Source organism: Thermanaerothrix sp. (assembly GCF_056331585.1).
In genome coordinates, this window is the sequence record NZ_JBWGPQ010000024.1 from 1 (window position 1) to 16,247 (window position 16,247).

Consider the following 16,247-nt stretch of genomic DNA (forward strand, 5'->3'; position numbering starts at 1 on the left):
CCAAACCTAAAAGTTAGGTGTGTGTTCTCGTGCTATAATCGAAGATCGTCAGTGTTATTTTTTAGTGTTTTGTGGGAGTTATTCAATGGTCTGGCAGGAACGAGTCTATTTAGATTATGCAGCGACCACGCCTGTGGATGAACGGGTTATCAAAGCAATATTACCTTACTTTGGTCCTAATTTTGGCAACCCGTCATCGGTTCATTTTGAAGGACAACAAGCCGAGGCGGCCTTGGAAGAGGCGCGTGAACGAATAGCGCAAGCACTTGGGGCTAAACCTCGCGAGATTATTTTCACCTCGGGTGGTACTGAAAGTGATAACCTCGCCGTGCGAGGACTTGCACTGACGGAACGCCAACGGCGCGGAGCCACCCGTATTTTAATCACGCCAGTTGAACATCATGCGGTTTCCGCTACAGCACATCAGTTGGAAGACATATACGGCTTTAAGGTTGAATATATCCCGGTGGATTCTCATGGGCAAGTTGACCCGGATGATTTAAGCGCTCTAATCAACGCGGATACGGCACTGGTTTCGGTGATTTATGCCAATAATGAAATTGGGACGATAAATCCGATTGCCGAAATCGCAAAAATTTGCTGCGAGAAGAATGTTCCCTTCCACACCGATGCTGTGCAGGCAGTGGCTCATTTGAGATTGGATGTGGAGTCTTTAGGGGTTTCCGCTCTTTCGCTGGGTGCGCATAAGTTCTATGGGCCAAAGGGCGTTGGTGCCCTTTACCTGCGCCGGGGAACCTCTATCGTCCCAACGCAAACTGGGGGTGCTCAGGAAAACGGCCTGCGCGCAGGTACGGAAAATATCCCTCTGATTGTTGGAATGGCAGAAGCGCTTAGCCTGGTTATGGAGGATTTGCACCGCGAATCAAAACGCCTAAGAACGTTGCGAGATCGGCTGATCGAAGGGGTGCTTGAGAGTATCCCACGTGCACGTCTTACCGGGCATCCTACTCAACGCTTACCCAACCATGCCTCATTTGCATTTGAGCAAGTCGATGCCAATTTGTTATTGATGCACTTGGATCACGAAGGATTCGCTTGTTCTTCAGGTTCGGCGTGCAAGACCGGGAACCCTGAACCCTCTGAGGTATTACAGGCGATTGGCTTGACGCCACAGTGGGCCATGGGGGGCCTGCGGGTTACCCTGGGAAGGGGAACTTCTCAGGACCATATCGAACGGTTTTTAGAGGTTTTGCCTCGGGTAGTAGAAAAGTGTCGCGTAATCAATAGGGTTAGTTAATCGGTTTATGGAAACGCCTCGGATGCATAAGGTTGTCGTGGCAATGAGCGGCGGGGTAGATTCCTCGGTCGCGGCTGCTTTATTGGTTGAGCAGGGGTATGACGTTGTCGGGATGATGCTACGTTTATGGAGTGAACCCGGAAAAGAAGACCTAAACCGCTGTTGCACACCGGATGCGATGATGATGGCGCGGCGAGTTGCCGCAAAACTGGGTATCCCGTTTTACGTGATTGATGCTAGGGAGAAATTCCGTGAGTGGGTTGTGGGAGCGTTTATCCAGGGCTATGTGGCCGGGATGACACCTAATCCTTGCTTGGTTTGCAATCGGCGCATCCGGTGGGGGGTGCTTTTACAACAAGCCTTATCCTTAGGCGCAGAATGGTTGGCAACCGGCCATTATGCCCGGATCATCCATGATGAACGGGGACGATTTCTGCTTTTGCGTGGTCTGGACACTTCCAAAGACCAATCTTATGTTCTTAGTGTATTAGGACAAGAAGAACTGCGCCATACTTTACTCCCCATTGGTGAGTTCACCAAGCCTCAAGTTCGTGACTTGGCGAGAAAATATGGGTTGCCTGTTGCAGAACGTTCAGAAAGCCAAGATCTATGTTTTTTAGCCGGTGAGGATTACCGTGATTTTTTGATGCGTTATGCTCCGGAAGTAATCCGTCCTGGGTTGATTATTAATCGGAGGGGTGAGGTTTTGGGGGAGCACAAAGGATTGGCGTTTTACACCATAGGACAGCGTAAGGGATTAGGAGTTGCAACTTCCCAGCCTTTGTACGTGGTAGATAAGGATTTACGCCAAAATCTCTTGATCGTAGGCCCTCAGGAGGATCTGGGTAAGCGCGTTTTGCATGCTGCACCAGTGAATTGGATTCTGGGTGAGCCGCCGGCAGAACAATTCCGAGCGCAGGTTAAAATTCGTTATACAGCTTCCCCCCTTGATGCAACCGTCGTAATTGAAACTCCGCAGCAGGTGCGGGTGGAATTTGATCAGCCAGTACGGGATATAACGCCAGGGCAACGGGCGGTCTTTTATCAAGACGATATTGTCTTGGGGGGTGGTATGATCATTTCCGCTTCCATGCGTTGAGGTACTTGCCATGACCTTTCAGAGTGTGATACTAGGGGTATGTGTGGCAACATTACTGGGGGCGTTGTTTCATTTGTGGCGAGGAGGAAATTGGGTCCATTTGGTCGTCTATTTGATCGCCGCTAACCTGGGCTTTTGGGTTGGTCATTGGATGGCAGGTGTATTATCCTGGAGTGCGGGCCGGATTGGACCGCTAAATTTGACCGGGGCTGTTGTAGGCAGTGTTTTGTTCCTGCTCATCGCTTATTGGCTGGCCCGAGTTGATTCTTACAAAGGAGGACGACAAGCGTGACCTGGAATCTTCGCTCTTCCCAAATCCAGGCGGATGATCTGGTGTACTTGGTAAGTCAGCGACGTAAAACGTTTATTTTGCGTCTGGAACCCGGAGGAGAATTTCACAGTCATCGAGGGATTATTAAGCATGATGAGATTATCGGTAAACCCTGGGGAGTGCGGGTTACCAGTCATATGGGAGAACCCTTTTTGGTGTTACAACCCTCTCTGGCAGATCTTATCCGTGAACTGCCGCGAACCACACAAATCCTCTATCCTAAGGATATTGGATTAATCCTGATCAACATGAGCGTGGGGGAAAGGCAACATATTGTTGAAGCGGGCACGGGCTCAGGCTCTCTGACCTGCGCTTTTGCGTTTGCGGTTGGCGCTGGTGGTAGAGTGACCAGTTATGATGTTCGCGAGGATGTTCAACGCTTGGCGTTGAAAAATTTACAGCGCTTGGGGTTGGAAAATCGGGTTACCTTTAAACTCAAAGATATTGCTCAGGGCTTTGATGAGCAAGGCGTGGATGCGCTTTTCCTCGATGTTCCCAATCCACAAGATTACGTAGAACAAGCCCGCCAGGCGCTTAAGCCGGGGGGATTCTTCGGTAGCATTCTTCCTACTACCAATCAAGTGACGCGCTTGGTGGCTGCGTTAAGAGCACAGGCATTTGATCTTATCGAGGTGTGTGAAGTCTTACTTCGCCACTACAAACCCGAACCAGAGCGGTTGCGTCCGGTGGATCGCATGGTAGCACATACCGGATTCCTCATCTTTGCGCGAGCCGTGCAGCCGGGAAGTTTGGATATATCAGAACCCATGGGAATGGTAGCTGGTGACGTTCCAGGCATAATCCCGCTTGAAGAAAATGACAAGGAAGAAGACGAATAATCCGGAAGCCTTCTTTTATGCGCTTAATAACCTTACGGATGCCAAAATCCGGCAGCGGCTATCCGAATTTCAGGCTCGCTGGACTCAGAGTCATGTCTCCACGTTTTTCCCCAGATCGGATTTACGCCCGGCAGCGGTCTTAGTCCCGCTACTCCGGAAAGATGATGAGTGGCATTTGCTCTTCACTAAGCGAACCTCGCGCGTTCAAAATCACAAAGGGCAGGTGGCATTTCCAGGAGGGGCTATTGAGCCCGATGACCCATCGGTTGAAAGTGCTGCCCTGCGTGAGACCCGGGAAGAAATTGGAGTTGACGCATATTATATAACTTTATTGGGGCAATTACCCACCCTGGTTTCGGTCACGCATTATTTGATCTATCCTGTGGTAGGAAAAATGGCCTGGCCGGTTACGATTCATCCTTCGGAGGAAGAAGTCGAAAAGGTGTTTACCATCCCGCTAGTATGGTTAGCGCAGTCCCATCATCTAGAACGTGAAATGAGACCCACACCGGAAGGAACATTGCATGAAGTTCTTTATTTTGCCCCCTATCGGGGCGAGCAGGTATGGGGGATCACGGCGCGCATTGTTTATTTGTTGCTCCAGGCATTAGGCATTGTGTCTGATGATAAGAATTCGGAGGAAAAGCAAAACTGGATGCTGGTGTAGCATCCAGTTTTGGGTTTGTGTTATAAAAGATGATGTGAGCGTTATTCTTCCTCGACCTCTTCTTCCTTCTTGCCGCGTTCGATGACTTCAGGCTCAGCCAAGCCAACTTCTTCACCCTCGGCCACCTCTTCTTCCGCACCACCTGTGATCACAGCGACGACCTCATCGGGATCTTCTAGACATTCCACGTTCGGTGGGAAGGCCAAATCGCGAACGTAGATGGCATCACCGATGCGCGCCAATCCGGAGATATCTACCACAATTTTTTCGGGCAGGTCTTGAGGTAAGCAGGAGACTTCCACTTCTTCCAGATTGGTGATTAGTACGCCGTTGAAATCGCGCACGGCGGGTGCTTCACCCACAAATTCAAGCGAGACGTCGGCACGGATTTTCTCGGTTAGAGATACGACCTGAAAATCCACGTGGAGAAGAGTACCTTTGATGAAATCACGTTGTTTTTCGCGGATTAGGGCTGCGTGCTGGGCACCATCCAGTTCAATGGTGACCAGGGCAGAGGGTTTGAGCCCGCCGAGCACTTTTGTTGCCTCATGGAGGTCAAGTGTAATAGGGGTGGGGTCAAAATGATGCCCATACATGACAGCGGGCAATTGACCAGCACGGCGTAAAGCCCCAACTTTCTTTCCGGTCACGTTACGTCGAGTGGCTTTTAGAACGATCTTTTCCATTTTCCCTTCCTTCGAGCGCCTCTCACCTCGTTTTTTGAGGTTACCTTCGCTCTAATTTGGAGTATGATTGAGGCCAGTCAACTGGCTTGCAGGCTGTGATTTTAAGCACCAATGACGGTATCGTCAAGGTTTACGGTCATTTAGCGGGAAGTGAGGGAGAACCATGCTACAACCATGGCGTGCCATCCGGAATAGTATCCTTGTATTAGGCTTAAGCCTTAGTATTGTGGCTTGTCAATCGAACAATAATGCGCTTGTGCCCTCGACCTCAATTGAGACAGAAACCCAATCTTCACCCACGGTTACCCCCATCTCCCAATCCACTATTCCAATGACCGAAACACCCACGGGGGGAGCAACGCTCACTCCAACATTGGCGAGTTTAGGGAATGAAGGGATGTCAAATTATTTTCTATGGCTTCGTTTATTTCCAGAGCGCCGCACGGTGGAAGTGGAGGAGAGGATTCGTTGGTTTAATGATACCGGTGCGCCTCGGGAAGAGTTGCCGCTGGTTGTTGAAGCCGCCAGGTATCCGAAAGGGTTTGAATGGCTTTCCGTTATGCAGGGGGAACGTCGCTTAACGCTTCAGCCAGAGACGGTTAACGTTTGGAAAATCAAAGAAATGTCTCCCGTGACCGAGGGCGAAACGACCGAATTGACCCTCCATTATCGGCTCAATTTGCCTGAAATTCCGCCTCCATCAGACACTGCTAAACCTCAAATTTATGGTTATACCTTACGACAAATCAATTTGGTGGATTGGTATCCTTACATTCCATCCCTTAAGGATGGCGAGTGGTTGGTTCATCCTCCTGGCTACTTCGGTGAGCATCAGGTTTATCCTCTGTCGGATTATGAGGTGGTGCTTGAAATCTTAGATTCTTCTCGCGAATGGTTGATAGCAGCCAGCGCGGCGGGCGAAAAAGATTCCGAAGGGCGTTTTCATTTTAGGCTTCAACGGGCGCGTAATTTTGTGCTCTCGCTGAGCCCCGATTACCAAGTGAATGAGATCACCGTCAATAATATTCGTGTAGTCAGTTATTACTTCAAGGATAATACCCTGGCAGGTGAGGCTGCGCTCCAAGCCACGGCACAAGCTCTAGAACTTTATTCGAAACTGTTTTCGCCTTATTCTCGGGCTCAGTTAAGCCTGGTGGAGGCGGACTTCCTGGATGGAATGGAATACGATGGACTATACTTCCTTAGCAAGGGTTTTTACAACCTTTACGATGGAACGCCGCAGGGGTACTTAACCATGATCGCCGCGCATGAAACTGCGCATCAATGGTGGTATGGTCAGGTGGCGAATGATCAGGCTTTACATCCATGGCTGGATGAAGCCTTATGCACGTATAGCGAACGCCTTTTCTATGAGTATTATTATCCCGACTTGGTTGCATGGTGGTGGTTCTATCGAGTCAACTATTACCAGCCAGCTGGTTGGATAGATCGAAGTATTTATGATTATGCCGGTTATCAGGCTTATCGTAACGCAGTTTACCTACGGGGTGCGCAATTCTTTGAGGACTTGCGCCAGGCAGTTGGAGACGAAGCATTTTTTACAGCCCTACGCGAGTATGCTCAGCAGTACAATGGCAGAATTGCTTCACCCTCGGATTTCCTCGATCTTCTTAGAGGACAAACGACAAGCGATTTGGAACCCCTCCTGCGCCAGTATTTTTCTAGTTTTGCGTCGCAATAAGCTTTGACCTAAGAAAGTTTGCGGGCGGGAATGTCAAAGGTTCGCAGTGCAGTTTCAGCAATGGTTTGCCCAATGCTGATCGAGGCGGTCGCTGCGGGCGAAGGGGCATTGAGGACGTGTATCATATTGGGCGTTTCTAAAATAGCAAAATCATCTAGAAGCGCACCGTTGCGATTTAATGCCTGGGCACGCACGCCGGCACCACCGCGTTCTACATCTGTTTCTTGTAATTCGGGTAGCAGGCGTTGGAGAGCACGGACAAAGGCGCGCTTGGAAAGTGAGCGATAGAATTCTCCGAAGCCGGTTTTCCAATACTTCAACCCCATACGCCAAAAACCAGGGAAGAATAAATAATCAGCAACGTCTCGAAGTGAGACATCCGTCATACGATAGCCTTCGCGCTTGAAGGCCAGCACGGCATTTGGCCCAGCCTCAACACTGCCATTAACGCGGCGTGTAAAGTGGACTCCAAGGAAGGGAAAGCGCGGGTCGGGGACGGGGTAGATCAGATTCTTAACCAAATATCGCCGTTCTGGCACAATGTCGTAATATTCGCCGCGGAATGGAATAATCTGCAACTCGGGCTTAAGGCCGCACATGCGGGCGACACGGTCGGAGTGGAGACCCGCACAGTTAATAAGGTGACGGGTTTCATAAGTACCGGCGGTGGTTTCAAGAGTTATAACATTTCCTGTCTGTTTCACTCCAATCAGTCGCGCCCGAGTCTGAAGGGTTGCCCCTTGGGCTTGGGCTAATTCGGCATACTTCTGGGTCACCTGGATGTAATCCACAATACCGGTGTAAGGAACGTAAATCGCCGCCAGCCCGATGGAATGAGGCTCGTATTCCTTTATCTCGTCGGGTCCAAGTTTTCGGATTTCGGTCAGGCCGTTTTCTAATCCACGTTGGTAAAGCGCTTCTAAGCGTGGAAGTTCATCGGGAAGGGTAGCAACAATGATTTTGCCACAGCGTTCATGAGGAATATCGTATTGCTCGCAAAAGCGATAAAGGGCTTCGCGGCCCTGAATGCAGTTGCGGGCTTTCAACGAGCCGGGTTTATAGTAAATTCCGGAGTGAATCACGCCGCTGTTGTTGCCGGTCTGATGGGCAGCTAATCGGTCCTCGGCTTCGAGGACGATCAGTGAGGCGCAACTCCGTTGGGTAAGGGCCATGGCAGTGGCCATGCCTACAATTCCACCGCCAATAATGGCAATGTCGTAACGTGTGGTCATGGATGCTGAGTTCCTCCTTGGTCAGGTATGGCAGTTAATTCAAAAAAAATATTCTTATTTTGGGTCGTTTAGGTACAAATGCAGGCAAGATGATTATAGCGCGTTTTAGCGTTGACAAAAGGCAATCATTGATATTTATTGCTACAAAATTGGATTTTCTGATAGCGGGGTGTGGTAAACTAATAAATATAAGTGAGGGAGACAGCATATGACAGGTGACCAAAAAGGAAAACGGATCGTGTACATCGAAGACGACCAGGAAATGATTGAACTGGTCACGTTGATCCTGAGTCGTCGCGGTTATGAGGTCATCGGCGCACAAGGGGGACGTAATGGTTTGGAAGTTGTCCTTGCGCAAAGGCCAGATTTAATTTTGTTGGATCTGATGATGCCAGATGTTGACGGCTGGGAGGTATTCCAGCAGTTAAGAAATCATGCCCAAACACGCAACATCCCAGTGATTGTGATCACCGCCAAGGCCCAACCCATTGATCGGGTACTGGGATTACACATTGCCAAGGTAGATGATTATATTGCCAAACCTTTCCATCCACAGGAGTTAGTAAACAGTATTGAAAATGTGCTGAATAATGTCTCTAATCAGTTATCAATGTAAATTGCGCTCAGAAGTTGTTCTTAACACTCATGCGCCTGGCTTTGATCCAAAATCTCACCCAACCACTCACCAATCCCATTCGTGTGCGCTTCTGTTCAAGTTATTGGGAACGATTGTGGGGTTTGATGTTTCGACCTCGCTTAGCGCCTGATGAGGGGATCCTACTGGTTGAGCCCCATGAAGGGCGGCTAGAAACGGCAATTCATATGCTATTTATGCGCTTTGATATTGCGGTTATTTGGATCAATCGAGCCCGACGGGTGGTGGATCTTTGCCATGCTCACCCCTGGGCGTTATTATATGTACCGCGGCAACCGGCTTCGTATGTTTTAGAAACCCACCCCAATTACCTTGCTTGCTTTCGAGTGAACGATGAGGTTGAGATTACGCTCCTTTAGCCTTGTAATTATCTTGGTAAGCCTGCTGTATCCTTGGGGTTATCGTGATGTAGCATGGGCACAAAGTGAGGATTTGCCGGTATATATTGTTCAACCGAATGATACCATCAATTCCATCGCCCGCCGTTTTGGGGTTTCACCTCAGGATCTCGTCCGGGTAAATCAAATTGAAAACCCGGACTTTATAAGCGTTGGGACAAGGCTGAAGATCCCCGGTTTTGAAGGTGTTCGAGGTACATTAACTACAGTATCTGTTCCTTTAGGGGCGTCTTTGTCTTTCTTGAGTCGCCAATACAACATCCCTGAAGAGCAGATTGTGCGTCTTAATCGTCTGGCAACTCCCTCTCAATTATTTGTAGGAGCGACGTTAATTCTCCCGGTGCAAGAGAATTCCTCGCAAAGCCAAACGACATCTCTGGTTGCGTTATCCGTAGGGCAGACGCCCCTTGAATTGGCAACGGCGTCCGGTGTATCTATGTGGGACTATCTGCTGGCAAATGGTGTTGGATCAAGTGCTCAGCTTCTCCCCATGGATCCGTTGATCGCGGTAGGAAATGAGCAAGCGGCGCAAAATGCAGCGGCATTTCCAGGGGCGCCGGCTTTTGTAAAAGGGATTGATCTCTATCCTCTGCCGGTAATTCAAGGAAAAACAGTAGTGGTTAAGGTGAGCGTGCATCAGCCGGTTCGTGCTATTGGAATGTTGGGAGAGTGGCCGCTCCAATTCGATGCCCAGGATACGAACACCTATGTGGCGTTGCAGGGAATCCATGCGATGGCTCAGCCAGGATTACTGGACTTTTCGTTGACCCTTACTACAGTCGAAGGAACGACCTTCTCGTTAAGTCAACCGGTCTTGCTCCAACCCGGTAACTATCCACAAGATCCCCCTTTGGTAGTAGACCCACAAACGCTGGATAAGGCGAATACCGAACCGGAAGATAGCTTGGTGCGCTCGGTAGTGGCTAATCATACCCCGGTGAAATTTTGGCAAGGGGTTTTTCGCAAACCAGTAGATGAGCCCAGTTGCATCAAGTCTTGGTTTGGGAACCGTCGTTCCTACAATGATAGTGGTTACACTTATTTTCATACCGGGGTGGATTACGGTGTTTGTGCTAACTTGAACATTTATGCCCCCGCGGCAGGGGTGGTGGTATTTACCGGACCACTCACGGTACGAGGCAATGCGACCATCATTGATCACGGCTGGGGGGTTTATAGTGGATTCTGGCACCAGAGCAAGATTTTGGTTAACGTCGGGGATCGAGTGGAAGCAGGTCAACTCATTGGCGAGATCGGGGGAACTGGGCGCGTCACTGGACCTCACTTGCATTGGGAAGTATGGGTCAACGGCGTACAGGTAGAACCTTTGGATTGGTTGGAGCGCGAATATCCGTAGGTGAGGGGTTCGGCACTGGGAAATATTTGTTCGTTCGGTGTGGGTTAGAGGTATACTCAAATTGGTGTGGCGATATCCCTGATCTGGGGCGAAATTGATCCCCAAAAAGTTATGGCTATTTGATAGAATCGCTAAGGGTGCGTGGGGTTTTGCGGTGTTCTTTATCCCTCGAATTCGATCCTACTTCACAAACTCAATCGAAAATCCGATGACGGCGCAAACCGCGGGCCTCACTAAACCGTTTGGTTTTTCCGGTTCTTATTTTAAAAGGGAGGGGCTAATGCAACAATCAACGGGGGGAAGTTTTACCAAAGAGTTTCTCATCTTTGCCGGGAAAGTCGTTTTGATCCATACAGCGACATATTTTGTATTCGGACTGATCATGTCCAACGTGTTCGATTATGGCAGGATTTTTCAGCAAGAGGTCATCCGAGACTACATGCGTCCAATGGGTTCTTGAGCGGCGTTCCTGGGGCCATTACTTCAGCCGCTTCGAGGGCTACTCTATGCGGTAGCGCTGTGGCCGCTGCGTAAGACGATTATGACCCATAAACGAGGTTGGCTGATTCTATGAGGCATTTTTGTTTTCTTGGGAATCCTGGGTACCCCTGCCGCAGCGCCCTCATCGCTGGAAGGGATCATTTACACCAAATTGCCGCTCTGGTATCACCTGATTGGATTGCCGGAGATGCTTTTGCAGACATTAACATTCTCGCTGATTCTGGTTGGATGGGAACGGCGGCGCTATCAACCTGAATCATCGCGCCGCCGAAGTACCCAGGGGGTTGATGTGCTAAAGGCGGTGATGATCGCCTGCTTTGCTTACATGGGGTATGCAGTTGGTAGTATTTTGAGCGCTGTCATTGCTAGAATCGCCATTAATTTTGAAGCCGCAGCCTCGAATTGGACAACACAAATCATGTTTGTGGTCGCATTCGTTCTTAATGTTGTTCTTATCCTTTTGCTCTCCCGATTTTGGACAACGCATAAGATTACATTGTGGCAGGTTTTCCTTCTGTTCTGGGTGGTAGATACGGTGGTGCCGTTGGGGTATCAGTTAATTTTTCTCTCGCCAATGCCCATCCCTTTAGCGATGTTAATGGGTGTTTTCCCGGCGCTGGTGATTACTGTTGGACTGCGCTTGGGGTATAAGCGAGAATAACCGGTCATTTGAAAGACAATTGACCGTAGTAAAGGAATATTTCTTTAGTAAGGGGATACCTGTGCCTAAAATTTGATGATCATTGAGAGCATTGTACGAACCTGCCTGAGGCAAATTTTTTCCAAAACCTCTATTAATTTTGAAGACGAACGGACCGTAAGTAAACACCCATGCTATTTGCATTAAACACTCCCGAACCCTGCGGGGTCTACTCTTTCCTTTTGATGTATAATTTTTGTGCTTTTTGTTGCAATCCAATTAACGAACCCGAAACAAACGGATGGAGACATGGACTCATTAGCTTTATCCTTAGATCCCAATTATTGGAAAAATCTCACCATCACCGAAGAAGATTTGCAGTTCTTATACAATCACCTTCTCGAGACCGAAACGCCCCAAACTGCCGCCGAGTTGGCGGAAGTATTGATCCGCGAACGGATTCGGCGTGAAATTGAACGGCTGAAGCAAGAGCAAGTGGCCGGAGGCGAGATTTATCAGCCCAAAAACCATTATCGCCCCGGGCAGACGCTGCGTTTCCCGGCTTTGGGGATGACGCAAGGCGTTGTGGTTGGGGTGCGACCGGGCTTTAACCCTGATTATCCCCCATTTGAAGTTATTGAGGTCGAGTTTGATTCTCAAACGCACAAAGAGTTTGCTGCTGGTCTGTCCGAGCATGCCCTTAACGCGCCGATCAGGATTAGTGAACAAGATCCGTTGTTAGATCCCAAGTATGTGATTAAACACTATGGACGCGAAATTGCGGCGAAATTGACCGCAGTATTTGAAACCAATCCGGACCTAGTGCGCATTGCCGGTGCTTGGTTCCCACGGGCTTTACTGGTAGACGTCTCGATGGGCTATCTAAACTTAGCGGAGGCTGTGTTAGAGATGGCGGGTGGGGGGCCGTTACCGACGCAAGCGATCTTAGAGCAAATCGAGTTGCCTTCGGATGTGAATCCGAAATTGACTGAGTTTTCTTTGAACCTGGCTTTACAGGAAGATGGACGTTTTGATGAAGTTGGTCCGGCGGGGCAGATATTGTGGTTTCTAAAGCGCTTAGAACCAGAGGCAGTACAATCGCCGCCTATATTTTTGAAATACTCACCCACCGAATTACCCGGGGAACCGTCGCAAAGCATCCTTCAGGAACTCAATCGTTTGGTCTTTGATGAGTTGGAAAATCAGGAAACACCTTCAGAGGAAGTTGGTGAGGTCACGCTCAGTCTGATTTTCCCTCATTGGCGGGCAGGTACTCTCCCTTTGACCGGTGCGATGGTTAACCTGTTCCCCACGGCTTATGAATCACCACGAGTGCGCTTCAATTTCGTGGATGAAGACGATGGAAACATTTACCCCGGTTGGGTGGTTCGTTCTCATCGCTATATTTATGGACTACAGGAATGGTATGCGCGGCAAGGTGTAATACCCGGCAGCCTTATCACCGTTCGCCAGGGGGAAAAGCCAGGCGAGGTAGTTGTCCGGGCGCGCAAGAAACGCCCCACCAAAGAGTGGCTGCGAACTGTGCTTATTGGTTCAGATGGAGGTATTGTCTTTACAATGCTGAAACACACCGTTGGGGTTGAATACGATGAACGGATGATCATCATTATCCCTGACCCCGAGCGGTTGGATCAAGTATGGGAGCAAACATATCGTCAACGAGTTCCTCTAGATCGTATAGTGCGTTCGATGACGAAGGAATTGGCGAAACTCAATCCTCAAGGCCATGTACATGCACAAGAATTGTATGCCGCGGTTAATTTGGTCAAACGTTGCCCTCCGAGCGCACTCTTGGCCATTTTAGCGAGTTTGCCCAACATTTCGCACTTGGGTGACCTCTATTTCCGCTTGAGCGAAGAGGAGGCCAGCCATGAGTAATTCTCAAACTTTTAGTATGATTCGCCCCACGATAAAGACACCCTTTCATATTGATTTTGAGTGGTGGCAACATCATGATTCGAACTGGCGGATTTACCTGTTCGATTTCCTATGTCCAGAACATCAGAAAGCCTTTGAGGATAAGGCTGAGGTATGGATTGACCATGTGGATCCCCAAACTGCCGAGGTGCATCGGGTGGATGGCTTGCAACATACCCTCATGAGCCACTGCGCCAAGCAACCCGACTTTCTCTTGCGTGAGACGTCCTTAATCAACAAGATTTTCAAGTTGCTTTTGGCGAACGGGAATCGCCCAATGACCCCTGAGGAGATGTCACCGCTAGTGGGACGTCCAGCAGAAGTTATCCTTCGCACCCTTTCCGGCCCTCAGGTTTATCATGGAATCCGACCTTACAAACCGTGATAACTAATTTTATATACCCTCCTCATCTTGTCATAATTGGGCCTTTTGAATATACTCAATGGCGTGGTAATGGGATGAGGAGGTCAGGTCGCTATGGCGAAACAAAGAATTTTGTTGGTAGACGATCACGAGGTTGTACGATTGGGATTGAGAGCGTTGCTGGAACACCATCCCCAGTTTGAGGTGGTTGGGGAAGCGGGTACGGCCAAAGAGGCCTTGGAGCAGGTTGCTCAGCATCGCCCAGATGTGGTCTTAATGGATATCCGTTTACCGGGCGCTTCGGGTATTGAGGCCTGCGAAGAAATTACCCAAAAATACCCCGAAACTAAGGTGATCATGCTCACCTCTTACGCCGAGGATGAAATGCTCTTTTCGGCGATCCGAGCTGGGGCGTCCGGATATGTCCTCAAACAGATTGGTCGCGAGGATCTAATTCGGGCGATTGAGGCTGTTGGGCGAGGTGAAGCGTTGCTCGATCCCGCGGTCACTCAGCGCGTATTTCAAGAAGTGCGGCGTGCGGTACGCGAGGAAGAGGCTTCGGCATTTGCGAACCTTAGCCAACAAGAAAAGCATGTCTTGTTATTGGTATCCGAGGGGAAGACAAACCGTGAGATTGCCAAAGCCCTCTATCTAGGAGAAGGAACGGTGCGAAATTACGTTAGCAGCATTCTCTCCAAACTAGGGGTAAGCAACCGTGCCGAAGCTGCTGCCTATGCTGTGGAGCATAATTTGCGGGATTACCTTTAAAGGGCAAGGGCTTATCCCTTGAAAATCTGACGAAAGCGAAATCTGACGAAAGCGAAAAAGGTAGGTCTTGGGAACCTACCTTTTTAATTCTTGACTGTCAAATCATCCCATGTTTGTTGCATCCAGAGGGCATCGGTTTCGAGGTTGGGGCTTTCGCAGAGAATGCGGCCCGCACAGCCTCGGTCGCGTAAGGCTGTGAAAAGAGCGTGGACATTGAAATCCGACTCCTGGATGGGAAGGTGATTCCGCTCCCCTTTGGAGGAGTATTCAATTCCGGAAAGATGGATGTGTAGCCGTTGCAAAGCTTCTTCCCCTAGATATTTCGCATAGTCATTTAATACCCTGATCCATTCTTCATAACTATTCATAGAACCATCCCCAGCCCGGGCGTGAAGATGGGCAAAGTCCAGGCAAGGCTGTACCTGAGGCACCTCTCGACTCATGATTAAGACATCTTCTAAAGAGCCAATCATGGCTGATTTGCCCATCGTTTCCGGGCGTAGAGTAACTTGAATTTGCCTTGCTCGAAGTTCCTCTACACATCCCGTGAGGCGAGCAATGACCTTTTTCATCACCTGAACCGAGGATTCGCCAAAGTAAGAACCGGGGTGAAACACGATATCCGTAGCTCCAGCCAAGTAGCCATAATAAGCCGCATCCATCAAACGCTGACGCGATTTTGGCCACTCTTCTTCTGAGGCGTTCAGGTTGATAAAGTAAGGGGCATGCACGCTAATTGTTATGCCCAACTCTTTTGCCGTCGAAGCAATTTGAGCACAGGTCTCGGGTGTGACGCGTACGGCTTGTACCCAACCCAATTCCAATGCCGAAAGGCCCAGAGTCGCGATTTGATGCACGGCCCCAACAGATCCTCCGGGTTTTTTAGGTGTGGAGAGGGGAGACCCAACAGTACCAAATCGGAATGGACGCATAACGGAAACCCTTTCTGGTAATGGGATGGTCGTTTATCAGGAGAGGAAAAAGCGTTGAAGAAGATGGGGACCAAGAATAAGGATGCCGATAATTGCGGCGGTGATGGCGGCAATGAGAACTGCAGCCGCAGCTGTATCTTTAGCGATACCGGCAAGAGGGTGCGTATCGGGGTTGACCAGGTCTATAAATGCCTCGAGAGCGGTGTTAAAGGCTTCGCTTAGCCAGACTAATCCAATGGCAAAGATCAAAATTGCCCAGCGGATTGAGTCGAGACCTAGCCAAGATCCTAGAGCAATCACCAGCATGGTGGCCGAGGCGTGAATCCAGGCATTTTTCTGAGTGCGCAATACATAACCCAGACCACTAAAAGCGTGTCGAAAAGCCGGGAGGCGCGAACGTAGAAATTGCATCATCTTTCCGCCTCGCTATTCAGGAAGAATTTGCGGATCACAGCCAAGATTTTTTAGGATGTCGCCCTGAATTTGCCACATTTCTTGTTTTTTATCTTCCATTGCATGGTCGTAGCCGAATAAGTGCAATACCCCATGGATGACAAGCAAGGCTAATTCGCACTCAAGAGAATGACCGGATTTTTGGGCTTGCTCGACCACCTTTTCCCAGGAGATGATCACATCTCCCGCATAAAGGCGTTGAGTATCGGGATCTATTTCACCTAGAGGAAATGAAAGCACGTCGGTAGGTGCATCATGTCCCAGAAACTCCCGATTGAGACGCTGCAATTCCTGATTGTCGCTAATGACTATGGAAAGATCCACGTCCTTTCGTTCGCGCAGTAAAACCGCCTCGGCTGATTGAAGGATTACTTTTTGGGGGATTGTGAACTCAAAGGAGGGAGAAATGATCAGGTTAATCATAACA

19 protein-coding genes are annotated in these 16,247 nt (G+C 49.4%); 14 read left to right on the plus strand and 5 right to left on the minus strand.

The genetic code is table 11. The annotated features are described in order from the left end of the window. Positions 1-85 precede the first annotated feature (85 nt). From AC01YT_RS09120 to AC01YT_RS09140, 5 genes are read left to right on the plus strand one after another with little or no spacing between them, the layout of a single operon-like run. Positions 86-1,258, plus strand: coding sequence for a cysteine desulfurase family protein (locus AC01YT_RS09120; protein WP_476674765.1), 1,173 nt, complete (start codon positions 86-88; stop codon positions 1,256-1,258). Positions 1,259-1,280: 22 nt separating this feature from the next. After that, positions 1,281-2,357, plus strand: a complete 1,077-nt coding sequence (mnmA, locus tag AC01YT_RS09125; protein ID WP_476674767.1) for a tRNA 2-thiouridine(34) synthase MnmA — start codon at positions 1,281-1,283, stop codon at positions 2,355-2,357. Positions 2,358-2,367: 10 nt separating this feature from the next. Further along, complete coding sequence (locus AC01YT_RS09130) at positions 2,368-2,649, plus strand: hypothetical protein (protein WP_476674769.1); 282 nt, start codon at positions 2,368-2,370, stop codon at positions 2,647-2,649. Further along, positions 2,646-3,527, plus strand: a complete 882-nt coding sequence (locus AC01YT_RS09135) for a tRNA (adenine-N1)-methyltransferase (protein WP_476674771.1) — start codon at positions 2,646-2,648, stop codon at positions 3,525-3,527. The genes AC01YT_RS09130 and AC01YT_RS09135 overlap by 4 nt, the downstream gene beginning before the upstream one ends. Further along, complete coding sequence (locus tag AC01YT_RS09140) at positions 3,505-4,194, plus strand: CoA pyrophosphatase (protein WP_476674773.1); 690 nt, start codon at positions 3,505-3,507, stop codon at positions 4,192-4,194. Before AC01YT_RS09135 ends, AC01YT_RS09140 begins: the two co-directional genes overlap by 23 nt. A 41-nt stretch (positions 4,195-4,235) precedes the next feature. Here AC01YT_RS09140 and AC01YT_RS09145 read toward each other — a convergent pair whose 3' ends face one another. Beyond that, a complete protein-coding gene (locus tag AC01YT_RS09145) occupies positions 4,236-4,880 on the minus strand; it encodes a 50S ribosomal protein L25 (RefSeq protein ID WP_476674774.1) in 645 nt (214 codons plus the stop codon). Between the two features lie 163 nt (positions 4,881-5,043). Between AC01YT_RS09145 and AC01YT_RS09150 the strand changes: the two genes are divergently transcribed. After that, positions 5,044-6,582 (plus strand): M1 family metallopeptidase, encoded by a 1,539-nt coding sequence (locus tag AC01YT_RS09150; RefSeq protein WP_476674775.1) that lies wholly within the window; start codon positions 5,044-5,046, stop codon positions 6,580-6,582. Positions 6,583-6,590: 8 nt separating this feature from the next. On the opposite strand, the gene lhgO is transcribed toward AC01YT_RS09150, so the two are convergent. Further along, on the minus strand, positions 6,591-7,814 hold the full coding sequence (gene lhgO / locus AC01YT_RS09155) for an L-2-hydroxyglutarate oxidase (protein ID WP_476674776.1): 1,224 nt from the start codon (positions 7,812-7,814) through the stop codon (positions 6,591-6,593). Between the two features lie 208 nt (positions 7,815-8,022). Between lhgO and AC01YT_RS09160 the strand changes: the two genes are divergently transcribed. From AC01YT_RS09160 to AC01YT_RS09195, 8 genes are all read left to right on the plus strand, one after another. Then, positions 8,023-8,430 carry a response regulator transcription factor gene (locus AC01YT_RS09160; protein WP_476674778.1) on the plus strand — a complete coding sequence of 136 codons (408 nt, stop codon included), beginning with the start codon at positions 8,023-8,025 and terminating at the stop codon, positions 8,428-8,430. Positions 8,431-8,459: 29 nt separating this feature from the next. Continuing rightward, positions 8,460-8,828 (plus strand): DUF192 domain-containing protein, encoded by a 369-nt coding sequence (locus tag AC01YT_RS09165; RefSeq protein ID WP_476674780.1) that lies wholly within the window; start codon positions 8,460-8,462, stop codon positions 8,826-8,828. Then, a complete protein-coding gene (locus AC01YT_RS09170; protein ID WP_476674782.1) occupies positions 8,803-10,224 on the plus strand; it encodes a peptidoglycan DD-metalloendopeptidase family protein in 1,422 nt (473 codons plus the stop codon). Before AC01YT_RS09165 ends, AC01YT_RS09170 begins: the two co-directional genes overlap by 26 nt. Before the next feature lie 280 nt (positions 10,225-10,504). Beyond that, positions 10,505-10,684, plus strand: a complete 180-nt coding sequence (locus tag AC01YT_RS09175) for a hypothetical protein (protein WP_476674784.1) — start codon at positions 10,505-10,507, stop codon at positions 10,682-10,684. A gap of 129 nt (positions 10,685-10,813) precedes the next feature. After that, positions 10,814-11,386: a hypothetical protein gene (locus AC01YT_RS09180; RefSeq protein ID WP_476674786.1), complete on the plus strand. Its 573-nt coding sequence runs from the start codon at positions 10,814-10,816 to the stop codon at positions 11,384-11,386. A 288-nt stretch (positions 11,387-11,674) separates the two neighbouring features. After that, the gene (locus AC01YT_RS09185) at positions 11,675-13,264 is read left to right on the plus strand and encodes a hypothetical protein (protein ID WP_476674788.1); all 1,590 of its coding nucleotides are present in this window, start codon (positions 11,675-11,677) and stop codon (positions 13,262-13,264) included. After that, a complete protein-coding gene (locus tag AC01YT_RS09190; RefSeq protein ID WP_476674790.1) occupies positions 13,257-13,688 on the plus strand; it encodes a hypothetical protein in 432 nt (143 codons plus the stop codon). Before AC01YT_RS09185 ends, AC01YT_RS09190 begins: the two co-directional genes overlap by 8 nt. Before the next feature lie 93 nt (positions 13,689-13,781). Then, on the plus strand, positions 13,782-14,435 hold the full coding sequence (locus AC01YT_RS09195) for a response regulator transcription factor (RefSeq protein ID WP_054521515.1): 654 nt from the start codon (positions 13,782-13,784) through the stop codon (positions 14,433-14,435). Between the two features lie 83 nt (positions 14,436-14,518). Here AC01YT_RS09195 and AC01YT_RS09200 read toward each other — a convergent pair whose 3' ends face one another. The 3 genes from AC01YT_RS09200 to ybeY all read right to left on the minus strand — a co-directional run bounded on the left by AC01YT_RS09200 (position 14,519) and on the right by ybeY (position 16,243). Then, complete coding sequence (locus AC01YT_RS09200) at positions 14,519-15,292, minus strand: TIM barrel protein (RefSeq protein ID WP_476674792.1); 774 nt, start codon at positions 15,290-15,292, stop codon at positions 14,519-14,521. Positions 15,293-15,403: 111 nt separating this feature from the next. Next, the gene (locus AC01YT_RS09205) at positions 15,404-15,781 is read right to left on the minus strand and encodes a diacylglycerol kinase family protein (RefSeq protein WP_476674794.1); all 378 of its coding nucleotides are present in this window, start codon (positions 15,779-15,781) and stop codon (positions 15,404-15,406) included. A 12-nt stretch (positions 15,782-15,793) separates the two neighbouring features. Beyond that, positions 15,794-16,243 (minus strand): rRNA maturation RNase YbeY, encoded by a 450-nt coding sequence (gene ybeY, locus AC01YT_RS09210; protein ID WP_476674796.1) that lies wholly within the window; start codon positions 16,241-16,243, stop codon positions 15,794-15,796. Between the last annotated feature and the right edge of the window lie 4 nt (positions 16,244-16,247).

What these genes read in the sequence shown, in the direction of transcription:
- AC01YT_RS09120 (WP_476674765.1), top strand. Translation starts at nt 86, where the DNA reads ATGGTCTGGCAGGAACGAGTCTATTTAGATTATGCAGCGACCACGCCT.
- mnmA (WP_476674767.1), top strand. Translation starts at nt 1,281, where the DNA reads ATGCATAAGGTTGTCGTGGCAATGAGCGGCGGGGTAGATTCCTCGGTC.
- AC01YT_RS09130 (WP_476674769.1), top strand. Translation starts at nt 2,368, where the DNA reads ATGACCTTTCAGAGTGTGATACTAGGGGTATGTGTGGCAACATTACTG.
- AC01YT_RS09140 (WP_476674773.1), top strand. Translation starts at nt 3,505, where the DNA reads ATGACAAGGAAGAAGACGAATAATCCGGAAGCCTTCTTTTATGCGCTT.
- AC01YT_RS09145 (WP_476674774.1), bottom strand. Translation starts at nt 4,880, where the DNA reads ATGGAAAAGATCGTTCTAAAAGCCACTCGACGTAACGTGACCGGAAAG.
- AC01YT_RS09150 (WP_476674775.1), top strand. Translation starts at nt 5,044, where the DNA reads ATGCTACAACCATGGCGTGCCATCCGGAATAGTATCCTTGTATTAGGC.
- lhgO (WP_476674776.1), bottom strand. Translation starts at nt 7,814, where the DNA reads ATGACCACACGTTACGACATTGCCATTATTGGCGGTGGAATTGTAGGC.
- AC01YT_RS09160 (WP_476674778.1), top strand. Translation starts at nt 8,023, where the DNA reads ATGACAGGTGACCAAAAAGGAAAACGGATCGTGTACATCGAAGACGAC.
- AC01YT_RS09165 (WP_476674780.1), top strand. Translation starts at nt 8,460, where the DNA reads ATGCGCCTGGCTTTGATCCAAAATCTCACCCAACCACTCACCAATCCC.
- AC01YT_RS09170 (WP_476674782.1), top strand. Translation starts at nt 8,803, where the DNA reads ATGAGGTTGAGATTACGCTCCTTTAGCCTTGTAATTATCTTGGTAAGC.
- AC01YT_RS09175 (WP_476674784.1), top strand. Translation starts at nt 10,505, where the DNA reads ATGCAACAATCAACGGGGGGAAGTTTTACCAAAGAGTTTCTCATCTTT.
- AC01YT_RS09185 (WP_476674788.1), top strand. Translation starts at nt 11,675, where the DNA reads ATGGACTCATTAGCTTTATCCTTAGATCCCAATTATTGGAAAAATCTC.
- AC01YT_RS09190 (WP_476674790.1), top strand. Translation starts at nt 13,257, where the DNA reads ATGAGTAATTCTCAAACTTTTAGTATGATTCGCCCCACGATAAAGACA.
- AC01YT_RS09195 (WP_054521515.1), top strand. Translation starts at nt 13,782, where the DNA reads ATGGCGAAACAAAGAATTTTGTTGGTAGACGATCACGAGGTTGTACGA.
- AC01YT_RS09205 (WP_476674794.1), bottom strand. Translation starts at nt 15,781, where the DNA reads ATGATGCAATTTCTACGTTCGCGCCTCCCGGCTTTTCGACACGCTTTT.
- ybeY (WP_476674796.1), bottom strand. Translation starts at nt 16,243, where the DNA reads ATGATTAACCTGATCATTTCTCCCTCCTTTGAGTTCACAATCCCCCAA.